The 24,713-nt window shown below is 46.1% G+C and carries 17 protein-coding genes; 9 read left to right on the forward strand and 8 right to left on the reverse strand.

From position 1 onward, the window contains the following. Positions 1–202 precede the first annotated feature (202 nt). The gene (locus tag B9N89_RS19495) at positions 203–2,257 is read left to right on the forward strand and encodes a beta-propeller domain-containing protein (RefSeq protein ID WP_159455499.1); all 2,055 of its coding nucleotides are present in this window, start codon (positions 203–205) and stop codon (positions 2,255–2,257) included. Between the two features lie 380 nt (positions 2,258–2,637). Beyond that, positions 2,638–3,468: a hypothetical protein gene (locus B9N89_RS19500; RefSeq protein ID WP_132321838.1), complete on the forward strand. Its 831-nt coding sequence runs from the start codon at positions 2,638–2,640 to the stop codon at positions 3,466–3,468. Between the two features lie 37 nt (positions 3,469–3,505). Here the strand turns inward: B9N89_RS19500 and B9N89_RS19505 are convergent, their stop codons facing one another. Together B9N89_RS19505 and B9N89_RS19510 are read right to left on the reverse strand one after the other, a co-directional pair. Further along, positions 3,506–3,865 (reverse strand): nuclear transport factor 2 family protein, encoded by a 360-nt coding sequence (locus B9N89_RS19505; protein WP_132321836.1) that lies wholly within the window; start codon positions 3,863–3,865, stop codon positions 3,506–3,508. Positions 3,866–3,877: 12 nt separating this feature from the next. Then, entirely contained in the window at positions 3,878–5,188 is a 1,311-nt protein-coding gene (locus tag B9N89_RS19510) for a DUF5690 family protein (protein WP_132321834.1), read from the reverse strand. Positions 5,189–5,391: 203 nt separating this feature from the next. Here B9N89_RS19510 and B9N89_RS19515 point away from each other — a divergent pair, with 203 nt between their 5' ends. Next, positions 5,392–5,994 (forward strand): hypothetical protein, encoded by a 603-nt coding sequence (locus tag B9N89_RS19515; RefSeq protein ID WP_132321832.1) that lies wholly within the window; start codon positions 5,392–5,394, stop codon positions 5,992–5,994. A 247-nt stretch (positions 5,995–6,241) separates the two neighbouring features. Beyond that, positions 6,242–8,191 carry a sensor histidine kinase gene (locus tag B9N89_RS19520; RefSeq protein ID WP_132321830.1) on the forward strand — a complete coding sequence of 650 codons (1,950 nt, stop codon included), beginning with the start codon at positions 6,242–6,244 and terminating at the stop codon, positions 8,189–8,191. Between the two features lie 13 nt (positions 8,192–8,204). Here B9N89_RS19520 and B9N89_RS19525 read toward each other — a convergent pair whose 3' ends face one another. From B9N89_RS19525 to B9N89_RS19550, 6 genes are all read right to left on the reverse strand, one after another. Then, positions 8,205–8,660 carry an SRPBCC domain-containing protein gene (locus B9N89_RS19525; RefSeq protein WP_132321828.1) on the reverse strand — a complete coding sequence of 152 codons (456 nt, stop codon included), beginning with the start codon at positions 8,658–8,660 and terminating at the stop codon, positions 8,205–8,207. Positions 8,661–8,724: 64 nt separating this feature from the next. Continuing rightward, positions 8,725–9,828, reverse strand: coding sequence for a DUF6765 family protein (locus B9N89_RS19530; RefSeq protein WP_132321826.1), 1,104 nt, complete (start codon positions 9,826–9,828; stop codon positions 8,725–8,727). Positions 9,829–9,841: 13 nt separating this feature from the next. Beyond that, on the reverse strand, positions 9,842–11,548 hold the full coding sequence (locus B9N89_RS19535; RefSeq protein WP_132321824.1) for a GMC family oxidoreductase N-terminal domain-containing protein: 1,707 nt from the start codon (positions 11,546–11,548) through the stop codon (positions 9,842–9,844). A gap of 5 nt (positions 11,549–11,553) precedes the next feature. Beyond that, positions 11,554–13,326 (reverse strand): alpha/beta hydrolase family protein, encoded by a 1,773-nt coding sequence (locus B9N89_RS19540; protein WP_132321822.1) that lies wholly within the window; start codon positions 13,324–13,326, stop codon positions 11,554–11,556. Between the two features lie 249 nt (positions 13,327–13,575). Continuing rightward, on the reverse strand, positions 13,576–15,162 hold the full coding sequence (locus tag B9N89_RS19545) for an FAD-dependent oxidoreductase (RefSeq protein ID WP_132321820.1): 1,587 nt from the start codon (positions 15,160–15,162) through the stop codon (positions 13,576–13,578). Next, positions 15,155–15,679 (reverse strand): hypothetical protein, encoded by a 525-nt coding sequence (locus B9N89_RS19550; RefSeq protein ID WP_132321818.1) that lies wholly within the window; start codon positions 15,677–15,679, stop codon positions 15,155–15,157. Before B9N89_RS19550 ends, B9N89_RS19545 begins: the two co-directional genes overlap by 8 nt. 255 nt (positions 15,680–15,934) lie before the next feature. On the opposite strand from B9N89_RS19550, the gene B9N89_RS19555 reads away from it, so the two are divergent. The 5 genes from B9N89_RS19555 to B9N89_RS19575 all read left to right on the forward strand — a co-directional run bounded on the left by B9N89_RS19555 (position 15,935) and on the right by B9N89_RS19575 (position 24,614). Further along, positions 15,935–16,279, forward strand: a complete 345-nt coding sequence (locus B9N89_RS19555; RefSeq protein ID WP_132321816.1) for a response regulator — start codon at positions 15,935–15,937, stop codon at positions 16,277–16,279. 457 nt (positions 16,280–16,736) lie between these two features. Further along, positions 16,737–20,675, forward strand: coding sequence for a hypothetical protein (locus B9N89_RS19560; protein ID WP_132321814.1), 3,939 nt, complete (start codon positions 16,737–16,739; stop codon positions 20,673–20,675). Further along, a complete protein-coding gene (locus B9N89_RS19565) occupies positions 20,676–21,260 on the forward strand; it encodes a hypothetical protein (RefSeq protein WP_132321812.1) in 585 nt (194 codons plus the stop codon). It begins immediately after the preceding gene. Between the two features lie 205 nt (positions 21,261–21,465). Continuing rightward, positions 21,466–22,629, forward strand: coding sequence for a response regulator (locus tag B9N89_RS19570; protein WP_132321810.1), 1,164 nt, complete (start codon positions 21,466–21,468; stop codon positions 22,627–22,629). Further along, a complete protein-coding gene (locus tag B9N89_RS19575) occupies positions 22,626–24,614 on the forward strand; it encodes an ATP-binding protein (RefSeq protein ID WP_132321808.1) in 1,989 nt (662 codons plus the stop codon). The genes B9N89_RS19570 and B9N89_RS19575 overlap by 4 nt, the downstream gene beginning before the upstream one ends. The last annotated feature ends 99 nt before the right edge of the window (positions 24,615–24,713 follow it).

Genomic DNA, 24,713 nt, shown 5'->3' on the forward strand with positions numbered 1-24,713 from the left:
TCCGTATTCGGCATTTTACGGCTAAAACCTTAGAGATTTCTTAAATATCTAGAATGATTGGTTTATATAGCTTGCCTGTATACAGAATATCGTCTTGTAGGAATACACTGGAATACAGGAATCTTCTGTTTGCTGTCGCCAACGGAGTGAAAAGCACCGAGAAGCTGGTATCAACAGCAAAACTAGCAAGTGGGAGGGGACCTTGAAATCGACAGTTTCTATATTGATCTTTTTAGGGCTACTAAGTTCGTGCAACATCAAAGATCCATTTAATAGTTCCATAGATAGGGGTGATCGCGAACCATATTCCAGTGGGGGTGGCTACTCCACGTTTACACTGGTCACTGAGTTTCAATCTCGTATCGAAACCTACGATTCCTGTGAATCGTTACAGCAAGATCTCGAGCAACGGCTCGACAATGTAAATCGTTACTATGATGAGTTTGTCCCTTGGTGGGAGACAGGTGAGACGAGTAGCTCTGGCAGCCAGGCAAGCCAATCATCGCAGGTGGAGGAAGACGTCTCAGAAGTGAGTACCAACGAAGATTCTATCACCAATGTTCAAGAGCAAGGTATTGATGAGGCAGACTTTGTTAAGCGAAATGCCTTTCATATCTATGTTCTCCGGCAGAATAAAATTGAAGTCATAGATCGGAATAGCCTCGCAGTCATTGGGCAAATCAGTGTGGCTGGTGACGATTCTAATACCGATTACTATTGGAGAGCGATGAATGCAATCACCAATCGATCGATGTTTGCTCACGACCAACGACTCACCGTCATTAGTCAAAGCCAAGAAGATGTAATTGTCGAAGTCTTTGAAACGACGGCAGGGGAAGTTCCTACTAGGATTCTGGAACGTCGAACACAGGGCAGTTTGATCGACAGTCGTTATAAGAATGGGTTTTTGTTTTTAGCAACACAAGATAATGTTGCAGTGACTATTGAGTATGATCCGGAAAGGAGCTGGTGGCAGCATTGGGAACTGGTTTCAGAGCAGTTTGCTGATGGGACATTTCGCGGAGTTCCCTGTGAGCAGGTATTGAAGTCTCCAGCAAATGATTGGCCGGGGGCAATAACTCGGCTTGCTAGTATTGGAGTCAATCAGACTGTCGGCGCTATCCCTGTGCAAGAAGTGATGGCGACAGGGGCACTGGCCAATGATATATACATGGGTCCAAGCAGTATCATTCTCCATGGCTACAATTCTATGACACCATACTTGTATTGGGCTCGTTCGCGATTGATGCAAACGCCAATTACTGAAATATCATATGATTCAAATACGGGGGCGCTTAGTCCCAAGGGCAGAGCGATTCTAAATGGCTATATCCCTAAAGGACAGTGGTCTTTCAAGGAGCTTAGTGATGGCACTATCAGCGTCGCAACGGGAACTTGGGGACCTCTTGAAGTTCCTGAAGGGTCAGAGATTAATGTAAGCCAAAACCTAGAAGTGGGGCAAAACCATCTATGGCTTTTAAAGGCAGAAGACGGAGTGCATAAGATTCTAGGCTCAGTCATTAACTTTGGAAAGCCTCGGGAAGACATTCGAGCCGTTCGCTATATCGATGATAAAGCCTATATTGTGACTTTTGAAAAAACAGATCCGTTGTATACCATCAACCTAGCTGATCGATTGGCGCCGCGAGTGGAAGATGCTCTGGAGATTCCAGGATTTTCTATGTACATGCATCCTATAGGAGAACAGTATCTCGTGGGCGTCGGATTCGAAGCGATCGATCAAGGAAGCTTCTCGCTCTTTCAGGGGATTAAGGTATCGCTGTTCGATATATCCACAGGCAAAAGCGTGCCCACTGATCGCAAGGTGTTTGGTGATCGTGGGAGTTTCTCTGATGTGACCGGGAATCACCATGCTTTTTTCTTCAATGCTGAAGACCAAAGCTTTGCCGTGCCAATGACAACTCTTGGCTACGCGGACACCAACAATAGTCCCAGAGAGTATGGCCAGGAGCTGACCTTTAGTGGGGCGATCGTTTTTGGAATCGAAGCTGGCCTATTGGTAGAAAAGGCCCGCATCTCCCACGATGACTTGATCACTTCGAAATGTGCAGCCAACAGTCGGGGGAGGTGGTGGACGCAAGGAGGTGATAGCCTCGATATCAACAGAATGTTTGTACATGACAACAAAGTTATCAGCGTATCTCGCTTTGGACTCAAGGTTCATGATCCCGTGAGCTACGACGTGTCTCAGGTTACGTTTTTCACTGCCAATGATGAGCTATGCGGTGGCTACTAAAAAGCAAGGGTATTGAAATATCAACGTGCCGTCCTATCTCTATAAACTCCGGCAGCCTAGGAGCTGCCTGGGTTTTTCCCGTTAAATTGGCGCCCATTTGCAACTTCAGATTTGCAAGGAGCTGACAATCCCGTCGGTTAAAAATCCTTTAATTATTATCACAAAATCATAAAATTTATTTTGTAAGTCAGAGATCTTATGCTATTTCACAATTTGGAATATCAATTTTTCATAAGAGGCTGTCTGCAAAGTCCACAGGAAGGCCTTTGGAACAGGTCAATACTGGGGTTTAGTCCACTAAAGAGGGATTAAAGAGATAAGAAGAATTGGATTTTTCTGACAGCCTCTAGACGCTCAGGAAAACCATAGGAGTAACGGGTATGAGATCTCTCGCAATTGTGTTGTCAGGAATGAGTTTAGCAGGTTCAGCCTTGGCGGCAGACTGCACGGCAAGTCTAGAAAAAGTTTGGCCTTACAATGTAAGCGCTGGTGATGAGCAATGGGCTATCGGTCTTACAGCCCAAGCCGAAATCAACGCCGATTGTGCCCATGCCAGCTTTGGTGCACTAACAAGAGCCGATGCGATTGTATTTGGAGGCAAGATCAAGCTTGCTGAAGCAGCTTTAGCAACAGGCCTCGATCGTGACAATAAGAAGTGGCTCAAAAGCGACTTGTCTGTCTTAGGGTATGAGCTTGATGGCTTGGACTTATCAACTGATGCTCAGGTTGAAGCTGCAATCGCTCCTTCCTTTATTCTAGATCATGCCGACACTTACACACTTTCCTATGGTCCCGTCAGCTTGCCGTTGAGTTACCGGGTCAATGGCGTGGTATCTCTTGAAGCGAGTGCAGATGTCACAGGACTCGCGGCGACAGCATCGGCAACGCCAAGCCTCAACTTAGATGCTTACGCTGAAGCCCTTGTATCAACACCATTCTTGGTGGCTCAGTTGGATGGCAGCGTTCTGCTTGTTAACGATCGCCTGAACAATGTTGCTAGCCTAGCTCTAGTTCAGAATGGTGATAACTTAAGTCTAGATTACGATGTGTACTCAGGCAACGAATTTGAAGCGCTGGAAGGGGTGTTAAAGTTCTCTGCCTTTAGCCCTTTCGCACGGGATAACGTATACCAGCGCGATCTTTTTTCCTATTCAGGGTTTCAGATGTCTGATGTATTCCTAGACCTTGGAGAGAGCATTCGCTTGAACTGATAGATCGAAGGCCCCCGTTTCGGGGGGCTGATTTAATTTACATGGTATACATAAACTCTTCTTTAACGATTTTTCCTTCACGAACTGTATAGAGACCGACTTCTTCCATTTTCATGCGCTGCTGGCTAGCTTTTTCTGTGATATCCGCGGTAAAAACCACGGCGAAACGATCGTCCAATGGAAATGGCCCCTTGGCTTCTTGGCTGTGGACTTCCATATTATCTTTCCACCATTCGTGTTTGGCCTTGATCTGATCTAAGCCATGGGCTTCACGCCCCTCTCCTGCACGAGCCTCGACGCTAACAGCATCTGGATGGTATAGCTCGCTCAGACCATCCATTTCCCGACCGCTATTACAATACTCAACGAGTTTCTTACCAATGGTTTCGGTATCCATGAAAATCTCCCTTTAAATTAATTTCGACTCCCCACCTGTTGGTGGTTTCTGGTGTTGCCTGTAAAAATAGAGCATTGAGTATCCAAAGCCAAGAGTGCAGGCGATACTCGTTACATAGCTAAACTGAGTGAAGAACTGAAGCCAGGTAATTTCTTGGCCGGAAAAATTCTTGTAGAACATGATGGAAACACTACCGAGGTAACCAAAGGCGTCGGTCACATAGATCATAAAAGCCGCGGTTCCTACAAACCGTGTTTCTGCGATGATTCGATCGAATATCACTGATCCGAAAGGGACATAGCCTAGGTAGAGCCCCAAGCCGATACCTATCATCCATACGATTGGTGAAATAAGGTCTAGTTGAAAGGCTAAGGTTATCAAACCAATCAGAGCCGAGCCTCCTACCAGGAGGCCGTGAATTGCAGTAACTGCTTTACGATTGTTTTTGATATACATGATCGCCGCGAGGCTGAGCATGACTAAGAAGGCTATGGGAACTTCGCTGCTAGTAAAGATTAAAGAGCTATCTTGATAGCCCAGCTCATCAAAAATCTCTCTGGAGAAGTTATCGCGGATATCACGGTAGGCAGTCAGCAGCATATAAAATAAAGTTAAAGCCATAAGGCCTGGAGCATAGAGTAAGAAGAATTGTTTTCGTGCAGCAGCATCCATGGGAGCCCTTTTAGTTCGCAAGGTCTCATCATCTTGGTTTGGGTCGGGAATTTGCGACAGCATCCATAGGCCGAAGCAGAGCATTGGGAAGAAGATAAGCCCGGTAATCGCAGGCATCCAATACTCGCTGATACCTTGCAGCAGTACCCATTTGCCAACAGACTTGACGGCTCCACTAGCTACGATATAGGACGTTGAAAGTCCTGCTGCCAGTAGCTCCGTGCTCCGCCGTCCTTCCAGAAAGGAGAAGACCAGTCCCCATATCATTCCCAAGGGCAAGCCGTTGAGAAGCAATGCCAAGGCTTGATAGGATCGCGGTAAGAGGGGAAACATGATGAGCGCAGACTCGGCAATTAATATGAATGTGAGGATCATCACAATGCGTTTGCTCCGAAGAGCTTCGGAAACAATTTTGATCCCCATAAACTTCGAAATGGTGTAGCCTATCACCTGAGAAAATACAAAGAGTATCTTTAGATCCAAATCGAATAGACCCAGGAAGCTGATAGTCTCGTCGAAACGTCCTACTGAGAACGGTTTTCGAAATCCATACATAGCAAAGTAAGTGATAAATCCCGCGAAAATCGCGTAGATATTAAAAAAGGCGCTAGGCCCCGAGTTAAGTTTCCGGTGTAGGGTCTGAAGGCTCATCGTCAAGCTCCGCATGCAGTGTATGTTCACTATAGCGAGAGTCTAGGGTTTAAGAAAGTTCAATGTCTCTTCAAAAATAGCGAATTGCAGGGAGATTTTCGGATGCCAATCGGAGTGCTAACATGACTAAGTTGATTGAAAATATTTCATATGATAGCGCTATATATATCGACTTACTATAATTATTCATAGGGAGGCCTCTGGTGGGCGAGCTGCATGACCTGCTATTCGGGCTCGAGATCGTCGATCACATGATGTCGGGTCGCGAGGCCCGTGATTTTCTTGATGGCATTGATGATCATATTAAAGATGAGCTTAGCTCAGTCTTGCATCGTATTCAGGAGTATCGCGATCAGTCTTTGCATCCGAAGGATGACGACACTGACCTTATCTGGAGCTTCCGCAACCCCCTGCTGCAACGTTGTACCTGGCCAACGGGGCCATGGGAGAACGAAGCGGATGAGATTTTCTGGCAGTACCTGGGATTCTATTGCTTAATCACTCGCAAAAGGCGGGGAAACTTAGCAGGGTATGTAGGAATACCGCTAACTCAAGCCTTAACGCGGCGGCACTGGGAACGGGTTCAAAACCTATTGGAACCCCTCGGAGCTAACATCGAAAGGGCGCGGATTCGCTTTCCTGCCAGACATGGGCCAGACCTGCCGAGAGACTATAATTGGTTAGGCTTCTATCGACCTGGTGCTGGACCTCTATCAAATTCACCACAACAATACATCTCCATGGCATCTATGACGACACACGTCGAGATCATTGTTGATCTTCTCGTCAAACTAAAGCGTCACTGACGAGAATTTCAGGTTGGTAGTGACCATTATGTAGGCTTCTCACTAGGTTTCGCAAAAAAATCATAAGATTATTGAATACCAGTCATAATGTGAATTAATTGATGAATGGAAAAATTCACCGGTCTCAGTTAATATGTAACAGAAATCGACTAGCTATGATAGGGTGCTTCGAGCCTAATTAAAAATTTGACTCCTCAATATTTTTAAATAGTTGCCGATAATCATGATCAGGAAAATGTAACCTAAAGTGATTGTATTCGATTTGAAGTCGTTTCGAACAAAACTACTATTCTGGCTATTGGCTAGCTTCGTTCTACCAGTAGATGCTCTTGCAAAACAAGCAAGCGTCGATCTATTGCCTCGGGCCTTTGTGTTTGAAGATACCAACGGTAGTCTTGAAATAGATGATATTTTAGACCCTAAGATCCATTCCCAGTTTAAAGCTTTTAAAGACAATCCAAAGCGAAGCTATGGCTTCACTAGGTCCACGGTTTGGGTCTATGTGGATGTCCACAATCGTAGCGATAAGGATCAAGTACGATACCTGGGAAGTATCAGGCCTGAAATCTCAACCTTCAATATGTACCACGTCCAGGATGGGCAGGTGCAACAGGTTTGGTTGGGGGGTGCTTCTGTTCCCATTGAAGACCGGGTTGAATCAACCCGTCTTAATCTATTTCAGGATGAGATACCCAAGGGGGCTACCAAGCGCTATTACTTCCAAGTTCGAAGTGATCTGAGCGTTAGTCTCGTCCTTCAATCCTCTACGAGAGATACCTATTTCTTTCAGCATCAAATCGCAGATATCACGCATTTCTTCTATATAGGCTCAATGTTTAGCCTGATCATCTACTCGATATTCTTCTACGTATCCTTACGGGATCGAAACTTCCTCTACTATTCGCTATTTGGAATATCGATCACGATTTCAGATATTGTCTACAGCGGTTTCTTGGAAATGTGGGGATTCAGCTTTCTAGGTCATGAACACGCAGTGATATTTCTGGCCTCCTCTCCACCATTATCGATTATCTATGGGATTTCGTTCATTCAAGTGAGACAGCTATATCCGAAACTCTTCTACCTCGGTGCTGTTCTCGGGCTCGTCGTTACAGGTGTCTTTCTTCTATCCATAGTTATGCCCGGACCATTAGCGGGTTCGCTGGTGATGATGTCACAGTTTTTCTCGATGCTTTATGTCATTAGCGTAGGGTTTCATGGTTTTCGCAATGGTAATAAGTCCGCTGGGCTTTACCTGAGCGGTTGGGGGCTATTTGCAGGCTGCCTGATTGTTTGGATTATGGGTAACGTTGGTAGCCTTCCTAAGAACTATTTTGTGGCCTTCGCGCCAATTTTTGGCAACATCGTAGAAATGACCATGACCGCCATCGCATTATCATTCCAGTTTAACCAGATGAAGGAAGATCAGTTTCAAAAAGAAATTGCGACTCGTGAGACGGATAGCTTACGGACTCTAGTTCAAGTTGTTTGTCACGATATTGCTAATCCTTTGAGCGTGATTTCAGGTTCCCATCGTGTGGCATCTCGCTTTAAAGATGACCAGGAAAAACAGAGCAAGGCTTGGGACCGAGTTGGGCGAGCCAGTAAGTCTATCGAAGCCATTATCAATCAAGTTAGGCGCATGCAGGCCATCAAAGTTGGTAAGCAAGAACTAGTTCTAGAACCTGTTGACGTTGCTGTGGTATTCAAAGAAGTTGAATTTAATCTTGAGCATAAGGCTCGGTCGAAAGGAGTGCAATTGGTATTCTCCATCGACAAAGGCAAGCGACCTGCATTTAAGGTCATGGCTGATGAAACATCGCTAGCCCATGATGTTGTCAATAACTTTGTTTCCAATGCCATTAAATTTTCAGATTCTGGTTGCCATGTTTGGATCGAAGCTTTCTTCAGAGATGGTAAGCCTGTGATTCGGGTTAAGGACGAGGGTATTGGCATGCCCCCAGATATCTTGGATAGTGTTTTTTCCGAAAATAAGAAAACCTCGCGAAGAGGAACAAATCAAGAAGCTGGAACTGGTTTTGGTATGCCCTTAGCCAAGTACTTTGTGGATAAGTACGGTGGTGAGGTGGAAATCACAAGTAAGGAGGCGCGGGAAGGGGACTCCGAGCATGGAACCTGTATCGAGGTAACACTCACAGAAGCTACAGAAAATCCAGAGCTACAAAAAGCGTCTTAGATTCGACATCTGTTCAATGAGACTCAACGCGGTGCTTCAGCTCTTCATTCATTCTTTGGTGAATGTCTTTAACAGCTCCTTCCATAGCTGGTAGACACATGGCAAGCCGAAAGCAAATTCCTGAGTAGTCGTAGACATGGGTGAAAACTGTGCCGCCTTCATCTGTTAGTGCGAGACGAAACAGATGGCTATCCCAAATCAAGGGTTCTAGAACATCATATGGCATCGTAAACTCAAGGGTGGTGTCCTTCATCAGTTTGGTGATCTCCATAGGGAAGATTCCGGGCACTCCAGGGGGCATACGGATGATCTCTAGGAAGCGCACACCTTCACTTGGCTCTTCATACTTAAGGCGGCCCATATCGAGAAAGAAGGGGTTCCAACTTTTATAGGCCGCAAAATCAGTCAGCACGCTCCAAACTTTATCTGGCTGGGCATTGATTGTGATACTAGTTTCAAACGATGGCATTCCCGAGCTCCTTGTGAATCACACAGCAACGGAGTAATTTTGGATTACGGCTCCTATTCTACCACTATGCTGCGGAGAGGCCAAACTCAGGAAGTAGCTCATGAAGAATCACATGGCGATGGTTGCTAATAGCATCGTGAAAGAGCTTCCAGTCGCTATCGAGAAATTCTTGGCTATAGATGAACAATTGCTCTGTAAGATCTTCGATCTCGGTACCTAGGGCCCTGTGACGCCAAGAACCGGCACCAGTCGGGACATATACCACAGACTCTGCTCCAAAGGAAAATTTTCCGTCAGCGATTGCCTGGAGCCACTTTTGGTGTCTAATTTCTCCATCATCATCTGTCGTGCCCTCGATCATTTCTTTGATGGTTGCAAGGTCATGATCTTTCATTGGTGGTGGTTCGTGGCGATGATCGCCATTAAGGAACCGACCCATGGCTTTGTGAAGGTGAACAACGGCATCCATGTAGGTTTCTGGATTGTTTCTTTCCACTACATGGCCACGAAAATCTTCGTATTTCCACTTCAGATAGGGGCGATCTGGGTAACTTAGAACGGTGCCATGACCCAAAGGGGCAACTTCTTTTAGAAAAACGGATTTAAACTTGTTGACCAAAGCTTTCCAGTATGGACGATTATAGAAGTCATCCACCCGATCATTGAGGTCGTAGTCGATTTCTCCTCGCCAGTTGAGGATATTATTGACAATGTTTACAGGATGAGAGATGCCTGCAAAGCCTTGGTGAGCCCAGGTATCAGCGAAGACATGCATTGTAATACCAAGGCGGTAGATGCTGTGCTTGTGGCTGCGGTCGCGAATGCATTTCGCAACCATAGCCTGAGCTACCTCGCTATTCGGGCGACAGATAATACGTTCGACAAACTCGGGCACTCCTTTGTAGCCGGAAACTTGATTGCCAGGAAGAAAGTGAAAGGGAATCCATACCAGGTGATTCTTCAAAGCCTCGAAATTTCGGTAATCGACCGCTTTATGAGCCGAGGCAATACAGCGAAACATAGAATAGTTGTCAAACTTGACAACCCCTTCTTTGGTTGCATCATCAACGTATTGAGCACTATGCGCTATGATCTGAGCTTGTTCGCGGGAAAAACCTGCAAGGCGTGCAAGAATATAAGTCACTCCGTGATGAAAATCTATCTGCATGTATCCACATCCTTTACAAATCAGTGCTAGGTTGTTCGCCGGTGATGCCATGAGACACTTTTTCAGCAAGAGCAGAAATCGTCGCACTTGGATTTGCGCCCACTGCACTTGGAAATAGCGCTCCGTCAGCAACATAGATATTTTGATAGTTGTGAAGCTCACCGAAGTGACTATCGTCTACCTTAGTGACGGCTTTATTGGGGTTTTCTCCAAGAGCTGCTCCACCTAGTGGGTGTACCGTAATATTTCGCTTTAGATGCCAAGTCGGTAGAGGAAACCAAAACTTAGCTCGAACCTTCTTTTTGAAACTATCAACTGAATCAAGAATGGCTTCGTAAAGACTCATGCTATCTTTTTGAGGCCAATTTAGATCAAGGCGGCTCTGTCTATCTAGTGAGACCTTGCCATTGCTCTTGTCGAGACCCATGCAAAGATGGATGCTCGTATTCCAAGAGATATCATGACGTAAGAAACGGTGCAGCAGGCTAGCAACCTTGGTTAGATTGCGATGACCTAGGAAGCGATGCCAGTAGCCACGAATGGTATCACGGATCGCTGAGACTTTAAAAACAAAGGGTTTCTGCCCTTCGGCAAACCATGCTAACAGCGATGGATAAGATGCGTCTTCCAGAATAAAGGCGCGATCCTTGTCGAAGTTTTTGAAGAGGTTGTAGTCAACTCTTTGGGTGATCACAGGACCATAGTTCGGGTCAGCGGGTTCTGAAGATTCACCGACGAAGGAGAGGAAATCACCGTTTCCCGAAAAACCTTCTCCAAGATGAGAGCTGATACGGGGCATGGTCTTGAATTCGTACTTAGCCCGTAGAAGCAGCTCGTTTGTACCTAATGTACCTGCGGCTAGAATCAGACGATTGCATTGGAATACCTTCGTCTTAAACGATTTTAGATCCCGAACGTGAACGATAAAACCATGTTCACCACTAGCCTCGACAGATTCTCTGCCATTTTCGTCGATGGGAATAAACTTAACGGCCTTGTGTTCGAGCAAGATCTCAGCGTTATACTTAGTTTCGGCAACGTGAAGATAATTCATATCGACGCTGTTTTTAGATTGGTAATTGCAGCCCATGCAACACTCGGCGCAGTAGGTGCATGAGGTCTGCAACTTGCCGAAACGATTTAATTCTTGTTCCCCAATTGGGGTCGGCTTCTCCAAGTCGTTGCCAAAAAAGACATTGAGATCCACTAGCTCAGACTCGCGACCCATAGCTTCAGCAGTCTTCTTGAAATACTCGGTGCGAATCACTTTACGGCGAGGATCGCTGTCCTCTGGAATGGGGCGCGAGCCAAGGACAGCTTTTGCGGCTCGATAGTATGGTTCCAGAGCTTGACGCTTAATATTAGGCGCCCAGCGCTCATCGAATATTTCTTCGGGAGGCTCCATGAAGACATTGGCGTAGATCAAAGAACCACCACCTAGACCGGCGCCAGTTACCACGTCCATGTGTTCGAATGATCGAACATCGTACATCCCGGTCATAACACCCTGGGGTACATGATCGGGGCGCTTGACCTTCTCATCGGGTAGATTGAAAAAGTTTTCCGAAATATCCTTTGGTTTGCGGGGAAAAGAGCCCAGTGGATAGCGTTTGCCCCGCTCAATAACCATGACCTGGCCGGGCCATTTTTTCGATAGGCGACATGCTGTAATTCCGCCACCAAAACCACTACCGATAACAATCGCTTCAAACTTTTTCATCGGTATCACCCCTTCTGCTGATTGAGAAATTCAAGAATGCTCGGAAAAATTTCTTCAGCGCATTTACGACCCATGTAAATATCTTGGTGACCATATCCAGGGAAGCCCTTGAACTGGATTGGTAGCTGTGGGTTTAGCTCTTTCAAAGCTTCGTAGGTCGCTTTGTTGGAGCCCGGGAAAACCTTATTTTCTGTACCTGAGATCAAAAAAGTTGGCGGTAGACCCTTTGCGGCAGCTTCAAGGTAGTTTTCCGGTAGATCGAAGCGAGGATCTTGTAGATCCACCATGGGAACCGCTGCACCGGAAAATACCATTTTACGAATATGCCGATGGTAGTTAACGCTTGTTCCACCGAATAGGTCTGTCAGGCGGCGATGGGTCACTGGCGAAATATTCTTGTGTACATAGGCAGCGGGAGCACCTGTGCCCCACATGAAGCTGATCATGTGGCAGGAAGGTTCCTGGCATTCACGATGGAAAAGACTCACCAGTTTGCTCAGGAGTTTCCCTTGGGCCGGGCCCGGTAAGTAAGCAAAGTCTGGTGTTAGGTATGCGTAGCGTAGAATGTATTCAACAAAACCAGGTGCTAAAGCAATTTTAAATTTACCATAGGTGCTGATCATGGGCTTTAGGGACACACTGTTCGAAACAATCGACTTAATCCCAGAGATCTTTTTGGCTGCCAGAGAGCACATGAAGCCGATGGAGCCGACGCAATGGCAAACAACGTGGATGTTAACACTTGGGCCCAGGACCTCGCGCATTTTATTCAGAGCAGCAGGCATATCAAACAAGGCAATGTGGTCGATGGTGTAACGATGAGGTTTTAAGTTATAGGGAAAGCGTCGGGAGCCACGCCAATCAAAGCTCCAGACATCCTCAAAGCCATGATCCAGTAGATACTGAGTGATGTTGTAGTGCTCTGGCATCACATACATATCTGTAGATGTAGTAAGGCCGTGAATAAGCATCACAACATCTTTAGACTTACTTCGCTTGAAACGAGTCAGTCGGAGCTGGAGGTTATCCTCTGTTGCAAACTCATAGATGTTCCGTTCGGCATCCTTGACCCCTTCATCGCTATTTACTGTGATGAGATGGCGTTTCCAGACTTCAGGCTCAGATTCGAAGAGCTTGGGCTCGTAAGCGTCCCATAAATTGCCGGCAAATACCTCAGCGAAGCGGAGCATGGCATGGGCGCGATCAGAGAAGGTTTTTCCCGAGCTTTTAAACGTCGTCATTTGCCTCGCGAAGTCAGAGGCAGTTAGTCGCAATACTCCATAGGCAAAGACTACTGATGGAGTTTCGCTATGCCCTTGCCAAACCCTAGTGTAGAGGGTGGTCGTTTCATCCCAGCCCTCAGTCATCTCTCCTTCCTTGATAGCTTTGAAGCCGTAGAAAGTGTATGGCTTTCGATTCGAATCATAGAAGTATAGAGTGTAGTGCATCTCTTTGACAATATCTCGCTCTCGTTCGTTCAAGCTTCTGACAAAGAGGTTGAACGTTCCTTTTTCCACTGCGCAACGGCCACCTAGCTCATCACACTCCACATAGCCAGTAGCTTTGGCTCTAAGTTTCGGGTCTTTAACAAACTGATCGATATCGTCTATAGCGATCGTCAAACGAAACTTTAGGGCTGCCTGAGACTTCTCTCCTTCTTGATAGGCGAACTGGTAGGTGCCAAGATCATCGTATGGAATATCTTGGGCCTGTGGCTTGATATAAAAACCGTGCATGTCCTCGGTGAACTCGAGCGATATTTTGTCTTTTGAATCCATTTACTTCCTCTACGTACAATCTGTAAGTGAGGAATTCCTCGGAGACGGCTTTTTAAAAATTAGTGATAATTTTGAAATATTGTATTTTTTTCTAAGGCTGGCCAAAGGAATTTTTGCGGATATTGAAAAAATATCGTTTCATTCTGCCAAGCTAAACATAATGTCTAGCATAACCCTTCAAGGGGAACAGGGTAGCGCTAGGCCGGTTCGCGAGGCACTGCGACGGCAGGATCTCTCAGCTTCAGTTCGTTAGTGAACCTTTTGTTTCGATTCCCGGTCTAGCTCTTGTACGAGGTGTTCCGTGAGAAGCGAAGTTATTCCATAGATACTCAGTTGTGGATTAACCCCTAAGGAACTGGGGAATATAGAGCCATCGAGCACATTGAGGTTATGAAGGTGGTGATGCCGACCCCAGGAATCGACAACCCCTTGTTCTGGCTTACCCATGGAACAACCTCCCATCACATGAGCGCTCATGACTTTCAAGAACGGTGGTTTCATGGTGAGTTGAGCTATCATAGCCGTGGCTTTGGAGAACGACTTGGTCCGGCTGCCATCACAATGAAACGGAATGATTTCATCGGCACCGGCTGCCAATTGAATCTCGGCCATTGTAAGCAGTGCGCGACGGGCTCCGTCAGCAAGAGCATCAGTCCATGGGTATGACAATACTGCTCGACCATTGTCATCCAGCACAACGCGACCTCCAGGGGCTTCATCGTGATAACCATCCCGCAAGAGGGCGATGATATTGCCGGCCCGCTCAAAGCGAGTCATGATCGCACGATGTTCATAACCGAGGCTAGGCAAGATGCCAGCCATGAGCATAGGGAACATCGGTGAGACCTCTAGCTTGTATCCAAGCTTTTTAGGGTTCTTAGGCCGCAGAAATTGGTCTGAGTACACCGACTGGGGCGCTCCATGCCAACCTGTTATAGATTCCTTAAACAAAGCACCGGAAATCAATACCGGGTGTAAGGTTGTCCGACGGCCAAGTTGATCGTAAGGGTCTGGGACATGAGATCGAAGTAGGATCCCAGGGCTACCGATGGAACCGGCAGCTAGAATGAAGTGCTTGGCTTTGATCTTTAAAACCTGGCCGCTTCGCTTCCCGGGGCCCTCACTAGCTTGGCAATGAAGTTCGGTGACTCTGTTCTTGTACCATTGAAGCCGATGAACAAAGCAGTTGTGTATCAGGGTTGCACCATGATCTAGTGCTTCTGGAATACGGGTTATCACCATCGAAAGCTTAGCGTTGACAGGGCATCCCTGGCCGCAGTAGCCGAGATTGTGGCAGCCTGATACATTGCGAGGGATTCGTTGGGCATCCAAGCCTAAGTTTTTAAGCCCACGCTCCAGTACCGAGTTATTGGGGTTTGGCAACCCTTCCCACCGGTGAATATTAAGATCGGCTTCATGCTTTTGAAAGTGAGGAATCAGCTCGTCTTTGCTCCATTCGACGGCATATTGATCTTGCCAGAACTGTAGAGTATCTACAGGTGTGCGAAAACTAGATGTCCAATTGACTGTTGTAGAGCCACCAACGGACCGACCCTGGAGAATTCCTATGGTTTTGTCTTGGGTAAATCGACTCCCGCGATCCTGATAGAGACCATAAGCCTCTTGCTCTGACTTGGCAAAATTCTTTGCAGTAACAAGATCACCATCTTCGATGATAGCGACTCTAAACCCATGCTGACTCAAAGCAGCTGAAGCGGTAGCACCGCCAGCGCCACTGCCAATTACAACAATATCGAAATCTAGACTTGCCTGTGAGGCGCTTCGAGCATCGACAATGGACCACTGGTTGCGGCGACTCCATGGGTTCCTATTCATAGAGCCCCTCAAAAGAAATCATTCCAGGATAGGAAATCTCAAGCCAAGTGCTTGGAATGGAGTAATAAGAGGATGATAACAAGGAAACGAAACTGCGAAGTACGATTTGAACGAGGGCTATCCGAGATTGACTCATCTCATGAATGAATTGATGAAGTTCAGATTCTGTTGCCGCCCCCCATGACTGGTACAAGCCAAATAGCCAAGCAGTAGCGGGAAAGTTCATCACATCTAAAACGTTTAGGATATCTTGCGCCACCGTTGGCGAAAAAGATTGAATGAACAACTCAATACGAGTTAGTAGCTCATCACCTAATGGTAATACTTTGTTCCTTTCAATCCCAAGGATGGTGGGACTGAGTGCTAGGATTAAGGCTTTTTGCTCTTGGGTAAGAAAGCCGTCTAGTTCTAAAGGTTTAGCAGGTCGAATGCGTCCCCATAGGATAGCCAGCCCCAAGGATGCTGATCCCAGTGCTGTGAACGCAAATAGCTTACGGCGTGAGATAGAAGTTGCCATAAATCCCTGATACTTCGTTAAAAATTGTTACGAGTCTAAAATCTCTTGATAAAATTAGCAATGACGAATCTTGGTGCAGGTTATGGCTGTGAAGGTGGTCCGAAATGGAGCAGAATAAGAGGTGACGGCCCCGCTTTACTGAGCCGGATGGCGCAAGGCCGACCTAGAGTCAGTAACTTAGGCTGGGCATAGCTTTTGCTTTTCTTACGGTAGGAATCTGTGAGGAGAGCTTGGCTTTTGATAGGAGAGATATATATGAGGCGTGTGTTGGTGGTGGAAGATTCATTACTATCCCAGAAAATGATCGCCAATCACTTAACTAAGCAAGGCCATCGAGTCTATATCGCTAGTAATGCTCGTGAGGGTTTGGAAATCCTAGAAGTTAAAACGGTATCTCATATAATTTCGGATGTACTTATGCCAGAAATGGATGGGCTTACATTCAGACGGATTCTTCAGGAGCGAAATGATGTGCGTCCTTTTGCATTTATGACAACTCTTGTGGATCAAGGTCATGTCAGAGCTATGAAGGAATCTCAGCCTGCTGCTATTATCGAGAAAAGAAACCTCAACGATATCGATGTATTTATTGCCTCATGAAGCAATGAAAATATCCCTTTATACCCTTTTAGTTTCGAGTGTGTTTCATGTTTGGCTGCCGCAACCGCGGCGGCCAAATTTATTTTGGTGAAGTATAGTGAACTTGGTATAAAATCATTCCTTAAAGAACAGCCCCTGCGAGATAAGAGAACACTTATTAAATCCCTTAATGATTATTAACGATGATGGGGTAGTGCATTAACTGCAAAGAGTCGATCTCATCATATCCAATGCTTAGACAAACTATTCAGCCAGTTCCCAACAGAATCGTATCTATTTTTGTCGATGATCTGCCTTCAAGGAATTAGGCTGCTTAATTTTTCCACTGTTCAGTTTCGCTCACAATGGGTAAACGCCATATCAAACGAAATTCTAGGTCGATTGGGAACCTGGTAAGAGGCGCAGAGGGTATTGCGTTTCTAGGATATTCGATGCCTTACCAATAGGGAGATTGATAATGAAGAAATTCATGTGGCTTTGGATAACGATTTTGATGTGGCCTGGCTTGCTTCGAGCTGATGGTTTTGATCATCCCAGCTTTAATGAGGACTGTGACTTTGACTTACAGGGCTGTATTGAAAACTCACTATATACCTCGCCGACGGTCAGAGATCTACGTGAGCCTTATTTGAAGTTGCTGAACGATCGAAAGCTCTCATTTGACGAAGCCCATGCGATGTCATGGCTGGTACCAAATGGGCTTGTGGTGCATGTGGATCACAAGGATCAGTACAATGATTATGTGGTAGGAGCGCTAGCTTGGGGTTTTCAGGTTGTGATCAATGAAGCCGCAGGCCAAGTTATTACAAGAATACCGAGTAAGTTAGGTCAGTCGGTTGCTAAAAAAGCTCTTAACCTCTTCGATCGTATTTTGCCCAAGGCTTCCGTAGTATGGAACGATGTAGCTTATGCGACCGTTAAGAGGCAATCTCGCGCTGCCTTCGCATCCGCTGTGACTCTGTTTTCATCGGATGAGTTTGTGAAGCGTACGCCGGCGCTTAGGGCTTACATTTTCAATAGCATGCTAGAAAATATGGAAAACCAGTGGACCAAATATACTGCTGCGGAAAAGGATGCCTACTTTCTCTCGATGTTTATCATGGTGGAAAAACGATTTGAACTAATTGAAGACGACATTACTGTTTTAGGGAAATGGCAAACTGAAAGTACCAAGGATGATCGCCAGGCAGTAAGCGATAAGGATCTGGCCCACTATCAAAAAACGATCAAAGGCCATTATGAGGCAGGCTTAGAAGGTGGAGGTTTTACTGATCTGGCCGTTGATATCGCAGCGGTAACCGATCACATCACTGAGCCTTTAAAAGAGGCTGATCAAAGAAGGGAAATCATTGATCAACAACCTTTAAGTTTGGAAGCGAAATTGGCCGCATATCAAGAGATTTACCAGGACGTGGATGCAAAAGTTAGCTTTGTTCGCACTGAGATAGCTGGAATCGCGGCTTTCATTCGATTGTTTGACCCTGAGTTATCGGCCAAAATCAATACTAGCATGGAGTCTGTAAGCCTTTTAAGCCAAGGGGTGACAGCAATCTTAAACGGACCAACCGCTGGTGCTGTACTCGGCGGTGTGGGAACGGTGGGAGCGGGTCTACAACTTCTCCAAACCTTTACTAGCGGCCAGGGTGTGAATACAGATCAGGTGATCCTAGAATCTTTAGCTGCCATTTCGCGTCAGATCCAAAATCTTCACCTCTTTGTGGAAGCCAACTTCCAACGAACCCAGCTGAGCTTCAATCAGGTTCAATCCAAGCTCAATGCTATTCATAGCACCATGCTAAGCGAGTTTACTCTCGTTAAAACTAGTATCATGGATCTTCAGCGATCCTTAGATCGCATCAAACAACAAATTGAGGCTCAAACCAATCTCTACTCACAATTCTCCAGAGATCAGCTGGTTCTTGATTATAATGTCAAGATGAGAACCTTGAGGAATGACTTCATCGCACGTAAAAAAGCAGTTGATGAATCAACTCTGCTAGAGTTTCTGGATGACTATCGCAAAGCTGTGGTAGGAGCCTATAACTCGGTGGCGTGGGCTGGATCGCCCTTTGGCTTTACAGATGGTAGCCAAATTTTAGAGACTGATTTTGTTGCTGGTGAACTGCTGAGTTCAGGCAAGGTGGAGTCGCCTCTCGATTACCTCGTTGAATCTGGACGAGGGTATTATGGCGTTGACTCACTAAGCCCGTTTGAAATTTCGAACCCATCGCAGTGGATGGCCGCCAATCAGATGCTATCATTTATAGTTCTACAAGGTCGATTGATCGATATACCTGGGATTGATGACCGAAGTCGCGATGATTCACTTTATGGTCAAATTAAGGACGTGATGGAGCAGGGCTTACTTCATGGCCAGAGCTACTTGGGGTTTGCTTTTGATTTACAGAGAGATCCAAATTTTTTTGAGGGCCTTCTAAAAAACTACCGGCAAGCTTATATGGGCTTAGTATATGACTTGGCTTTTCAAATGGCAACAAAGCTCAACACAAGAGTTGAGGAGGGTGGGCTGTTATCAGTTGAAGCTTATCGTACTTTCCTTGATAGTTTGATCGCGCAAAGATTCCAAGCGGATTCGAAGTACTTTCCCCAAGATCACGGTACCCTTGCTTTAGCTCTGGCCCAGAATCTTATGATTAGTCAGCCTTTGGATGGGGATTGGGGCAAGGGTATCTCGTTGAGTCTTCCTAGCCAAGATCACGATTTGTCGGCCACCCCTCTATTAAGGGGCAAATCCTTACCACCCTTGCTCTGGCCTGCCTACGATCTAGACTTAGGAGTGGCTGAACAGGTTCCTGATCCACTGCCAGCAAGTGTGTTGATCGCTGCGAAATTTGGCTTGTTGAGCTACTATCAAGACTATCGGGTGAGTAGTCGGGGCAGCGATCTTGTGTTGACTCACCGAGGTATTTTGAATGATCCGGCGACTGGCGAGGACCATATCCTCGTTGAAATAGACGTGGAATATCATTGTCAGGATCGGCTGGCTGTTTATGGGGGCTTATCACTCTTGCAAGTCGCGAGCGATCGCAAGGTTGTTTTTCAATATCAAAGTGATGGGGCGATCTTGAGTTGCGTGGCAAGCAAGCGAGTCACTCGAAATGATCTGAAGCTTAGTCCGAGTTTGGAAGGGGTGATTCATGAAAGGCTTGCTCGGCGATTGGAGCCCCAGCTAGCGCAGATTCTTCAAACGAGTCAGAGCCGAGAACTGTTTAGGAAGCATGCCCGTCTGCTTCACTATTTTTCAATTTGGGCCCTTCCCGAATCCTTTCGCCGTGGTGATGATCTGATTTTGCCAATGCTTGATGGCGCCATTCATCCCATCGGAGATCTTCAGGCTGAGTTCGAAACCCGATTGCTCGCAGCGATGAGTTCTTTGAGTTTGGACTCTTATCGATTTGCAACTCCAGCTGAAGGAGAGTTAACAAAGTATCTCCAGTCAACCTTAGACTTGATAGAAGGGTCAGAGAGTCTCGGGTTTGATTCTGGTCATCCCGTTTGGGCAGGATTATTAGCAAAACTTACTGTTAATCAACAGGCCACAGAGCATATATACTTAAAGTCTAGAAGAATTGAAGATATCTATCCCTATTTCAATCGCCTACTAGACTATGGTTTGGAAGCAGACCCGCGAATCCTTCCTCAAGTGTTTTTTCAGTGGAGTTTTTTAGACTACCAATCTCTATACGGCTCAAAGGAACCTCCGGTATGTGAGGGTGGTTTAGCAATCGGTGAGGAAACCTTTCGCGACATTCCAGCTGGTAAGCTTTTGGAAAGGTGTTTAGCCGATGGTCGTTTGAGCACTGTACGGCTAAGCTGTGAGCCAGGATACGTGCCCAATGGCTCTTTGAGTGATCCCAGCTGTAGTCCATCGGTTTGTGGTGACTACAAGTACCTGGATCGATGGAATGAGACGATTTCCGGTGGAGCGAAAACCTTTCAGTGTGGGCCATTAGGGGAGGTCGTCTACCTTTCGACGACTTGCCGAACGGACCAGTATCGGTATAGTAGCGACAGAACTTTGTGTGAGCCCAAGCCTTGCGGATCTTATGGTCATGGGCAAAGTTGGTCGCAGGCCATTCCCTATGGCAGCCTGCATTATAGCTGTAGTTTTGGAAATGTTTCCTCATCTGGAAGTTGCCAGGCTGGCCACCTCTATCTAGGTGGCAATTGTAACACCAAGAGATCCTGTAGCAATGGGACCCGGTATGGGGACGTTTGGTATCATAAGCAAACAGAGAAGTGTGTGGAAAAGACTTTTAGACATTATTGTAACTCGGGCGGCGTGATTGAAAGTCGTCTAGACTCACAAAGAAGCATCAGCTGCGGTGGTGGTGGCGGCCGTCCTAAGCCCCCTGGGCATGGTGGAGGAAAGTAGATGAAGTGCGGAGTCTTTGCCTTACTAGTCTGGGTGCTGGCTGGGTCTTGCAGTGATGAATCCCGAGATGATGAGCCACAGCGTTTGAACCTGCCTTTTCAAGAAGCGGTTTCTAGCTTTGAGCAGCTTCCCCCATGCACGTCTGATTATCATGGGGTGACCATCCTAACGATGGAGCAAAATCTTGAGTACACGTGTCGAGCGTTCAGCAATGACTCCCGTTGGGTGGCAGATCCCCTTCGCGCCAATCAAATCGTCTTAACTGAGCATCCATGGCGAAGTGTTTGTACTCAGAGTCTCAATGACTCAAGTTTTGCTGTTTGGCATGTGTTCCTGAACGATCAAGTGATTGAGTTTTATCGGTATCTTGCAACTAACGATTCCTGTGAATCGTTAGTTCTTGCTCAGACTATTCGGTTAACTTACGTTCTCCGTGACGGAGTCATCGATTTAAATGAGATTGGAGATTCGTTCTACTTGCTGTTTGGTCTCGACTCCAATGCACGTAGGCTTACCCTGGATGGCTTTTTAGCGGAAGGCGTTCAGTTTTACGATCTGCAATTCTTACCTTACATAGAAAGTTAGTAAGATATTGAAATAGCTACAATATATGGTTTCTTTGCCTTACTGTGAAGGGCTTTTTTGCCCTTCTATTCATGGTTTTACCGACTAAAAGTTTTCATCCAGTGGCTTGTCGCTACAAGCTATTCTGGAACGAAAGAATCTTAAGTAAATCTTTGACTTTTAGCGCCGATGAACCCGACGTGTTGCAAAAAAATTGGACGGGTTTATGAGCAACGACTATTCTAATACAAAAGTTCTAGTTGTAACCTCGGTGCGCAATCACGCCAAGGCTATTTTGGTAGGCTTGAAAAATCTCGGCCTTCAAAAAGTTTCGATACGAGAAAGTGGTCTCGAAGCGCTTTCGATCCTGGCTTCCGAGTCTTGGGATCTTGTCATTTGTGACCAAGAGATGAAGCAAATCAATGGCTGGCTGTTTATCAAAGAGTTCAAGCTATCGGAAAAAGTCCCTAACATCCCAGCGATTCTTTTAGGTCGCAATGATGCTCCAGTAGAAGAAGAGGTTCTTAAGCGCTTTGGTTTGATCAAGTACTTGAAGTTGCCGGTGAGGCCATCTGAATTAGACTTTCTCATTCACTCGACCCTGTCCCTAGCGAATACTTCGGGAACAATTGAAAATAAATATACTCAGGCAAAAGACTCCTTAATCCAACATAACAGCGAAGAAGCGGTTGAACTATATAGCGAGCTACAAACCTTAACTAAAGGAAGCTTGCGAAGTAATGTAGGTCTGGCACAGGCCTATATCCAGAATCAGGAAGATGATAGAGCTCATGAAGTCCTTGAGACCATAGCTAACAGCGGGGAAAACACACCTGCTAGTATGATGCTAAGCGCGCGGATGAGCCTGAAACGGGGCAATAAAGATGCCGGAGTAAAAGTTATTGAAACTCTCCTCAAGGCGCATGGCAATGAATTCTACTACAGTCGCTGTGTAGGCCTTCTCAACCAGCATAATTTTTATGATGAGTCAAAGACCATTGCCTTGGCTGGCCGTGAGCTGGGATTTGATGCCGCGGAATTCTATTCTGCAATATCAAGAGCTCTTGTGGGAGAAGGGGCGTATGATCGAGCCCTTCAGGAAATCAAAGAGGCTGAAGAAAAGTTTGGTGAATCTGCGGAGCAGTTTAATCTCAAAGGAGTGTGTCACCGCAAGACTTCCAATCTTGATGAGGCGATCGAAGCCTACGAGCATGCGTTACGGCTGAATCCAGAAAATCACAAAGTCTACTTTAATATCGCCATCTGTTTTATCGAACTGGGGCAACTCAGTGAAGCAGCTAGGCAGCTTGAAAACTGTGTTCGTCTTCGCCCAGATTTTGAACGGGCACGAGATAAACTTGCGGAAGTGAAAGGTCGCCTAGCTTCATGAGCGGATTGACCCTAGACGATATTTTGAGCGCTATGGATGAGGCCTCTGTTCAAGAGAGGTCATCAGATTATAAGATTGCTGTGCTTGTAGAGCGCTCCTCAATCATGGAGCGCCTTGAGGTAGCTAAAGAATTCATTGACGAAACCACCTATGCGAACTGGAATCATGATGACGAGTTGAAGGATCAGCTAGCGGATATTGATCTAGTTTTTCTAGAATGCCGTTTGATCGAAGGTATCAAAGATATTTCGAAGATCAGGCAGATCCGTAGCAAGAGACCGCAAATGCCGATCTTGGTAACAAGCGTCAATACAGATCCGGAGTTTGTAGCGAGTATTTACGAGGCTGGTGCCACTGATTTTCTTACTGTCGAAGAAGATATTCGGGTTATCTTTTCAAAAATCCAAACATTTCTAAGAATGTCAAAGGTCTTGAGCTTAGTCGAGTTTAAGAACGAAGAAGTTATCAATACTATGCAGACTCTCCGGCGCTTGCAGTCTAGTGCGAAGCAGGAGAAGGTGAGTCGGATTCTGGCGGAAACCCAACGGGATTTTGCTGAAGAAGCTGCAGGTATCAACCAGCAGATGAAGGAAATTCTAGACCACCTCAATGAAGCCTTTTTCTTTGTCGATCCTCAGCTCCAGGTTGGAGATTCTACTTCGACAGCTTGTGAACAGATGTTCGGTACTGATATCGCCCGTCAATATATTGGGAGTACGTTGAATTTCAAAGATCCCGAGATCGAACGGCACATGGCGATGGCCTTGGATCAGGTTTTTGAGGATATCTTTCCCGAAGCGGTGTCTCTTTCATTGATGCCAAAAGTAGTGGAAACCCAGGAAGGCAGGATCCTTGACTTTACCTATACGGTAGTACGAGGTCGCTCCGACGAGATCAATAAAGTGATCGTGGTAGCTTCAGACATCACTAAAACTCATCATGAGCGACAGGAGCTAGAGCGGCAATTCCAGGAAAATAGATGTATTATGAACATCTTAAGGCATATGGATGCCTTTACAGACTTCGTAGCTGACTTTAAGGGTCAGCTACAGAAACTGCGAAGCGATCTCGAAAATCGATCGCAGGTGAAGCATATTCTGCACACCCTAAAGGGTAATTCTTTAGTATTTGAAATTTATGAGCTGGGGCATCTGATCCATGATACGGAGACTTTGCTAGGGGAGCAAGACGACCTTGAGCTTGCACCCCACCTAGATAAAATTGAATCATGCTTGCAGGGCTTTTTGGATCATCATAAAGACCTTCTGGATATCGATTTCCGTTCCAATCCAGAGAAAACTTATACAATCGACGAGACTGACTTCAATGCTCTCGACAATCTATTCAAAGAGGTTGATGCCCCCCGGCGAGCGGCGTGGCAGGGCATCAAGGCGAGGCTCAGACATAAGCATATCGGTGAGCTTTGTGGGCAATTCGAACCGCTTGTTAAGCGGCTCGCCAAACAGGAAGAGAAAGAAATTCGTCTCAAGATCATTGGCGAAGAGCTGAAACTCGATCTCGACCCCATTCGACCATTATTTAAAAGCTTGATTCACCTGATCAGTAATGCTTGTGATCATGGTATCGAGCCTCCTTACGAACGACTTGCCAATAAGAAGACCAAAACAGGTCACATCTTTATGCGCTTTTTGTTTGTCAATCAATCTCTCAAGATCAGGATCGTCGATGACGGTCGTGGTATTGACTGGGATGAACTCATCAAAAAAGCTGTGGAAAAGGGCTTCGCTGGCCAGCTTAAAGACGAAGGAATCAATCGTAGCAATGCCTATCAGATTCTTTTTTGGGATGGCTTCTCGACTGCAAGCTCTATTACCCAAACCTCTGGACGAGGGGTGGGGATGTCAGCAATTAGGGCTGAAGTCAAACGTTTGGGTGGTACGATTGCCATCCAATCTAAACTGGGTCGAGGGACTAAGACTGAAATTATAATTCCTCTGTATTCTCTCCTAAAATTAGCCTCATGACTTTTTAAATATAGCTAGGTGCTGTTGGTTACAATCCTGAGGATCTTCCAAGAACTCTTGTCTTGCTTTATAGGACGTGTTTGATCAACCCCAAGGGCG

The sequence above is a fragment of the Pseudobacteriovorax antillogorgiicola genome (assembly GCF_900177345.1).
In the GTDB taxonomy this organism is placed as follows: Bacteria; Bdellovibrionota_B; Oligoflexia; order Oligoflexales; family Oligoflexaceae; genus Pseudobacteriovorax; species Pseudobacteriovorax antillogorgiicola.